At 23.0% G+C, this 6,789-nt stretch carries 5 protein-coding genes; all 5 read left to right on the plus strand.

The window, feature by feature from the left end:
- Positions 1-352: 352 nt before the first annotated feature.
- The 5 genes from cas9 (at position 353) to Q1J78_RS02100 (ending at position 6,678) form a co-directional block, all read left to right on the plus strand.
- On the plus strand, positions 353-4,480 hold the full coding sequence (gene cas9 / locus Q1J78_RS02080; protein WP_300275942.1) for a type II CRISPR RNA-guided endonuclease Cas9: 4,128 nt from the start codon (positions 353-355) through the stop codon (positions 4,478-4,480).
- Positions 4,480-5,355 carry a type II CRISPR-associated endonuclease Cas1 gene (gene cas1 / locus Q1J78_RS02085; RefSeq protein ID WP_300275944.1) on the plus strand — a complete coding sequence of 292 codons (876 nt, stop codon included), beginning with the start codon at positions 4,480-4,482 and terminating at the stop codon, positions 5,353-5,355. Before cas9 ends, cas1 begins: the two co-directional genes overlap by 1 nt.
- A 4-nt stretch (positions 5,356-5,359) precedes the next feature.
- The gene (gene cas2 / locus Q1J78_RS02090; protein ID WP_300275946.1) at positions 5,360-5,665 is read left to right on the plus strand and encodes a CRISPR-associated endonuclease Cas2; all 306 of its coding nucleotides are present in this window, start codon (positions 5,360-5,362) and stop codon (positions 5,663-5,665) included.
- On the plus strand, positions 5,662-6,342 hold the full coding sequence (gene csn2, locus Q1J78_RS02095) for a type II-A CRISPR-associated protein Csn2 (protein ID WP_300275948.1): 681 nt from the start codon (positions 5,662-5,664) through the stop codon (positions 6,340-6,342). The genes cas2 and csn2 overlap by 4 nt, the downstream gene beginning before the upstream one ends.
- A 78-nt stretch (positions 6,343-6,420) precedes the next feature.
- The gene (locus tag Q1J78_RS02100; protein ID WP_300275950.1) at positions 6,421-6,678 is read left to right on the plus strand and encodes a hypothetical protein; all 258 of its coding nucleotides are present in this window, start codon (positions 6,421-6,423) and stop codon (positions 6,676-6,678) included.
- The last annotated feature ends 111 nt before the right edge of the window (positions 6,679-6,789 follow it).

Below are 6,789 nucleotides of genomic sequence, written 5' to 3' on the forward strand. Positions count from 1 at the left end.
ACTTTATATAATATCTTATTTGATGATATATATCTATACTTTATATTAAATTTTTAAATTATATTTTATAAGAATGAGTATATAGAAAAGAGAAAATATATTTTATTTGAAAAAGATAGATTTTTTCATGGATTTGGAGTAGAATAAAAATATAAATTATTTGTTAAAAAACAAAAAGAATAAAAAAATAACTTGCCCTATAGCAAGTTAATTATTTAGATGCTGCACAATGCAGGCATACGGTTTGAAAAAATTTTATTTGAACTTTTGATGTAATTTAAAATATATTTAAAACTTATTTATATTGTATATTAAAAGATACTAAATGTCAAATTAAAATGGAGGTATTACTATGGGAAGAGAATATTTTTTAGGGCTTGATATAGGAACAAGCTCATTAGGATGGGCAGTAACAGATGTAAATTATAATATACTAAGAGCAAAAGGAAAAAATTTAATAGGTTCAAGATTGTTTGAAGAAGGAAAAACAGCTTCTGAAAGAAGAAGTTTTAGATCTAGTAGAAGGATGAATGCTAGAAAAAAAGAAAGAATAAAATTATTACAAGAACTTTTTGCAGAAGAGATAAATAAAATTGATCCTACATTTTTCCAAAGATTAAAAGAAAGTAAATACTACTTAGAAGATAAGACAGAAAAAGATTGTCCTTTTGCATTATTTAACGATAAAGAATTTACAGATAAAGAATACTATAAATTATATCCTACTATTTACCATCTACGTAAAGATTTAATCGAAAGTAGTGAAAAAAAAGATATTCGACTTATTTATTTGGCAATACATAACATAATAAAAAATAGAGGACACTTTTTATTAGGAGATAAAGAAATTGAATCCGTTAAGAATTTTCATGATGCAAAAGAAAGTTTAATAGAAGCATTTTATGAAATAGGAATAGAATTACATATCTTAAATGAAGAAATGTTTGAAAATACATTAAAAGATAATAAAATGACTAAAAAAGATAAATTAAATTCTCTTTTTAAAAATATAAAAATTTCTTATGAAAATAAAATAGAATTAAAAGAAAAAGAGAATATGACTAAGGAATTATTTAAATTATTAAATGGTCAAAATACAAATTTAAAAAAAGGATTTAATAATGAATCTTTAGTATTAGAAACAAATAATAAAGCTATAAATCTTACTTTTAATACTGATAATTATGAACAGGAATTAGAAGAAATAGAAAATTTACTTTCTGAAAATGAACTTTTCTTTTTAGAAAAAATAAAAAAAACATATGATTGGTCTATATTAGCTAATATTTTAAATGGAAATAGTTGTTTATCAAATGCAAAGGTATCAATATATGATAAACATAAGAAAGACCTTGCAGACTTGAAATATATAATAAAAACATATATTCCAGAAGAATATAAAAATATGTTTTCTTCAATACCATCTAATAAAAATGATGCCAATTATGTTAAATATACAGGACATTATATAGAGAATAAGAAGAAAGTCTATTGTGGAAATAAAGTTAATCAAGAAGAATTTTGTAAATATATTACAAAGAAACTAAGCAAAATAAAGGAAGAAGATCCTATAAAAGAAAGAATTTTAGAAGAATGTAAATCAGAAAAGTTAACATTTATGCCTAAGCAAATAGATAGAAAAAATGGGGTTTTACCATATCAACTCCATTTAGAAGAATTAAGAAAAATATTATCAAATGCAGAAAAGCATTATGATTTTTTAAATAAAAATGATAGTAAAGGATATTCGACAAAATATAAAATTGAAAAACTTCTTACATTTAGAATACCATACTATGTAGGACCACTAAATGATAAAGACAAAGATAAAGGTTTTTGTTGGGTTGAAAAGAAGAATAATGAAAAAATATATCCATGGAATTTTGATGAAATAGTTGATAAAGATAAAAGTGCAGAAAACTTTATAATGAGAATGACTAATAAATGTACATATCTAATTGGAGAAGATGTCTTACCAAATCAGTCAATACTATATAGTAAATTTAGAGTATTAAATGAATTAAATAATCTAAAAATAAATAATGAAAAACCAGATGTTAAAATAAAAAAGAAAATTTATGAAGAATTATTTTTAACAGGCAAAACAATAACAAATAAAAAAATAAAAGAATTTTATAAAAGAGAATATGGACTAGATGTGGAAATATCTGGCATAGATGGTGATTTCAAAAATAAGATGGATTCTTATGCAAAATTAAAAAATATTTTAGGAGATTTAGATAATAATATAAAAAATATTGAAATAGCAGAAAATGTTATTTTATGGTCTACTGTTCTTGGTAGTGAAAAGAAAATGTTAAGAAAGAAAATAAAAAGTTCATATAAAAATTTAACAGATAAACAAATAGAAAAATTAGTTTCTATCAATTTTAATGGTTGGGGAAAATTATCTAAAAAATTTCTAACAGAAATAAAAACAGATATAGAAGGACAAACTGACTTAAATATAATTCAGGCTATGTATGAAACAAATTATAATCTTATGCAATTACTTTCTAATCAATTTGAGTATACTAATATAATAAACAATTTTAATAAAAACTTATCTAAAGATATCGATAGTAATAATTTAGATTATGAAACATTAGTGGAAGATTTGTATGTATCACCATCTGTAAAAAGATCAATTTGGCAAACAGTAAAAGTGGTAAAAGAAATACAAGAGGTTATGGGTTGCGAACCTAAAAGGATATTTATTGAGATGCCAAGAGGAGATAAAGAAAAAAAGAGAGTATCTTCTAGGAAAAAGAATTTAGAAGAATGCTATAAAAATTGCAAACAAGAAGAACATGCATATTTAAAAGAATTTATAGATGATGGTATGATAGAAAAATTGAGCAATATTGAAGAAAGTAGATTAAGAAGTAAAAAACTTTATTTATACTACACTCAAATGGGAAGAGATATGTATACAGGAGAAAGAATAGAGTTATCAGAACTATTTACAACAAAATATGATATAGATCATATTTATCCTAGATCAAAAACAAAAGATGATAGTATAAATAAAAATCTTGTATTAGTTAGAAAAGATGTAAACAGTAGAAAATCAGATGAATATCCTTTGAGCAATACTATTCAAAAGAAACAAAACTCATTTTGGGATTTATTACTAGAAAAGAAATTAATAGATGAAAAAAAACATGAAAGACTTACAAGAAAAATAGAATTAACATCTAATGAACTAGCAACATTTATTGAAAGACAGTTAGTATTTACAGGACAAAGTACAAAAGCAGTTGCAAATATACTTGAAAAAATAATGGAAGAAAGTGAGATAGTATATACAAAAGCAGAAAATACATCTGATTTTAGAAATGAGGTAATAGATTTTGTTAAAGTAAGAGAACTTAATGATTTACATCATGCACATGATGCATACCTTGCAATAGTTGTAGGAAATGTATATTATGTTAAATTTACTAAGAATGTATTAAGATTTATAAATTCTGGTGGAAAGTACAACTTATATAGAATGTATGAAAATGATGTAAAAACAAAAAATGAAACTGCTTGGATAAAAGGAGAAAATGGAACTAAAAAAACCGTTAAAAAGATGCTTTCAAAAGGTGGAATTTTATTTACTAGATATTCATACTCTGTTAAAGGAGGATTATTCGATCAAAATATTATAAATAAAGAAAAAAGTGGAAGTGGACAAGGGTATTTACCTATAAAATCAAATAAAAATGAAAATCTTTCTGTTGAAAAATATGGAGGATATAATAAAGTAACAGGTTCTTTCTTTGCATATGTAGAAAGTGAAGATAAAAAAGGTAATAAAATAAGAACTTTAGAAAATATTCCACTATATAAAGTCTTAAATTCTAAAAATGAATTAAAAGATATAGAAGAATATATATTAGAAAATAGTGGATTAAAAAATCCTAATTTACTTATACCTAAAATAAAAATAAATAGTTTATTTGAAATTAATGGATATCCAATGCATATATCAGGAAGAACAGGAGATAGAATAATAATGAAAAGTGCTGTTCAATTAAAGATAGATTATGAGAAAGCTAAGTATTTAAAACAAGTTATAAAATATGCATCTACAGAAAAAGAAGATAAAAATATGGAAGAAACTTTAAAATTAACAGGTAAAGATAATATAGATATATATGAATACCTATATGAAAAAATAATAAATAGTATTTATTCAAAAAGACCTGCAATAATAAATACCATAAAATGCTTGGAAACTGGTAAATCAAAATTTGAAAAACTTTCAATATATGAACAGTGTATACAAATAAAAAAAATAATTAGAATATTTAATACAACATCTGAAGGTATAGATTTAGAAACTATTGGAGGGTCTAAACAAACAAGTGTTTTAAGAATAAATAAAAAACTTTCTGACAATGATAAAGTTTTTTTAATAAACCAATCACCAACTGGTATTTTCGAAAATAGAATAAATCTTTTACAGGATGTTGAAAACTTTAAAAGATAATGAGTTGGAGAACAGTAGTAATAACAAGTAGAGCAAAATTAGATTTAAAATTGAATTATATGGTTATCAGAGGAGATGGTATAACTAGAATCTTTCTAGGAGAACTATCTACTCTGATAATTGAAACAACAGAAGTATCTATAACGGCGTGCTTGTTATGTGAATTAGCAAAAAGAAAAATAAAAGTTATATTTTGTGATGAAAAAAGAAATCCATGTTTTGAAAATATACCATATTATGGAAGTCATGATACAAGTTCAAAAGTAAGAAAACAAATTAAATGGTTACAGAATGCAAAAGACTCTATTTGGACAGATATAGTAACTGAAAAAATAAATCAACAAATGAAATTTCTAAAATATCTTGGACTAGATGAATATAAACTTCTGAAAAAATATATTGAGGAAATAAAATATAAAGATGAGAGCAATAGAGAAGGTCATGCATCAAAAGTATATTTTAATGCACTATTTGGAAAAGATTTTACTAGAAATGATGACTCTTTAATAAATTCAGCTTTAAATTATGGATATACAATAATATTGTCAGCATTTAATAGGGAAATTGTATCTAGTGGATATCTAACTCAAGTAGGGATATTTCATGACAATATGTTCAATCATTTTAATTTAAGTTCAGACTTAATGGAACCATTTAGAGTATTAGTTGACAGAGAAGTGTATAATATGGTAGATATGGATAAATTTGAACGTGATGAAAAAATGAAACTTGTAAATATATTAAATAAAGAAGTTGTTATAGATGGGAAAATGAATTATGTCAATAATGCTATAAAAATATATTGCAAAAGTGTACTAGAAGCAATAAATGAGAATGATACATCACTTATAAAATTTTATAAAGATGAGTTATAGATTTATGAGGACAATAGTGTTTTTTGACTTACCAACAACAACTTCATCTGAAATAAAAGAATATACAAAGTTTAGAAAATTTTTATTAAAAAGTGGATTTCTAATGATGCAAGAGTCTGTTTATAGTAAGATATCTCTTAATACTACTGCATCAAATATTTTATTAGAAAATATAAGAAAAAATAGTCCGGATAAAGGATTAATACAGGTACTAACAGTAACTGAGAAACAATTTTCGAAAATGGAAATGATTATAGGTGAGAAAAAATCAGATGTTTTAGATAATGATGAAAGGTTAGTAATAATATGAAATTAGTGCATCCAGAATTTAATTATCGAATGGAATTTAAAGAAAATAAAATTAATTTAGTAGTGATAGAAGATAAAAAATTATTTAGAAATTACATAAAAGAAATATATAATCAGAGTATTGATTATGATGATAATGGAAGATTTGTTTTATCTGATAATGAAAAAGAAATTAAACTATCAAAAAAATTAGATGTTATTTTAGATTACTATACATTAAATATTAATAATAAGAAAATTTTATTAAAAGTATATAACAAGCTAAGAGAAATTTCTATAGAAGAGGATATGTATATAAAAACTAATAAATTAAACTCTGAAATAATCAGATATATCGATGATATCATCGATATATCTGATTTTCCATTAGAATTTTCAATTGATATTAATATTATAGACATTTTAAAAATTAGTAATGTTAGATTTGTAGAAGATTATGAAAATGATTTAGAAAAAATATGCCATTATATTGACCTTGTAAAAGAAGTTACAGGTAAAAATATTTTTGCTTTTATAAATTTTAGAGAATTTTTTGAATTAGATGAAATAAGAGAATTATATAAGTTTGCATCGTATAAAAAAATTTATCTGATAATGTTTGAAAATCATATAAATGATATTTGCAGAGAATATGAAGAAGTATTTATTTTAGATAAAGACATATGTGAAATATATTGAAAAATTAATGTTTTAATGATATATTAAAAACGAATATATTTGAAGTTACCATGTTGTGATGGACATGTTTTCTTGAATTTGAGGTTTGAGATTGATGTAATTTCAGATATATTTAAAACAGGAAGAACTCAAGAAATTGGTGATAGAGTGTTTGAGATTGATGTAATTTCAGATATATTTAAAACGATGTTAATGAATTTCAGCTTACTTCGACAGTTTGAGATTGATGTAATTTCAGATATATTTAAAACAGATGAGCATATAGATTTAGGCAATGATGTGTTTGAGATTGATGTATTAAAAATATTATATTATATCCAAAAAAATGATAGATAAACAAAAACTAAAAAAAAAATAAAAAAATTACGATTCATGTAAACATTACAAACACTACATTCTAAAAAAACGTATTAGCAATTTCAATGCTTACAGTATATTTGACTAAAA

The organism is Peptacetobacter sp., from assembly GCF_029264495.1.
Taxonomy (GTDB): domain Bacteria; phylum Bacillota; class Clostridia; order Peptostreptococcales; family Peptostreptococcaceae; genus Peptacetobacter.

Bases quoted from the DNA above. Each gene is read 5' to 3' on its own strand.
- cas1 (WP_300275944.1), top strand. From the start codon at position 4,480: ATGAGTTGGAGAACAGTAGTAATAACAAGTAGAGCAAAATTAGATTTA.
- cas9 (WP_300275942.1), top strand. From the start codon at position 353: ATGGGAAGAGAATATTTTTTAGGGCTTGATATAGGAACAAGCTCATTA.
- cas2 (WP_300275946.1), top strand. From the start codon at position 5,360: ATGAGGACAATAGTGTTTTTTGACTTACCAACAACAACTTCATCTGAA.
- csn2 (WP_300275948.1), top strand. From the start codon at position 5,662: ATGAAATTAGTGCATCCAGAATTTAATTATCGAATGGAATTTAAAGAA.